At 46.6% G+C, this 580-nt stretch carries 2 protein-coding genes; both read right to left on the reverse strand.

What is annotated here, in order from left to right:
* The coding region (kdsB, locus tag R7P74_RS28055; protein WP_318123950.1) for a 3-deoxy-manno-octulosonate cytidylyltransferase at positions 1-414 on the reverse strand (414 nt) is incomplete at its 3' end.
* The coding region (locus R7P74_RS28060; RefSeq protein WP_318123952.1) for a Trm112 family protein at positions 414-580 on the reverse strand (167 nt) is incomplete at its 5' end. The genes kdsB and R7P74_RS28060, both read right to left, overlap by 1 nt.

The following is a 580-nucleotide window of genomic DNA, read 5'->3' on the forward strand; positions in this document are numbered from 1 at the left end:
GTTAAAGACTTCATCTTCAGATTCGATTTCAACCGCCAACGTAGCCATAGGTGCATCACTAGCGGCTAAGTTATCTGCAACTTGGCGGATGATAACTGGTGGTACCAAAGGCTCATCACCTTGAACGTTCACAATAATGTGATCAGCAGGAATGGCCATTTTCTCTACCACTTCCGCTAAACGCTCTGTACCAGATTCGTGGTTTGGCGAAGTCATACAAACTTTGCCACCGAATTGCTCAACCGCCGCAGAAACTCGCTCATCGTCAGTAGCAATGATCACGTCATCAGCGCCAGCTTGCATTGCTTGTTCGTAAACCCATTGCACCATTGGTTTACCGCCAATATCAGCCAATGGTTTACCTGGTAAACGGCTCGAAGAGTAACGAGCCGGTATCACAACCGTAAAAGACATTAACGCCCCTCATCCATGCTCATGATGCGAGCTTCTGGCTCAAGCAAAACAGGAATACCCTCTTTGATAGGGTAAGCAAGGCGATCCAATTTGCAGATCAACTCTTGATTATCTTTATCGTAAGTCAGCTTACCTTTACACACTGGGCAAGCCACAATCTCAAGCA

The organism is Vibrio sp. 2033 (genome assembly GCF_033339735.1).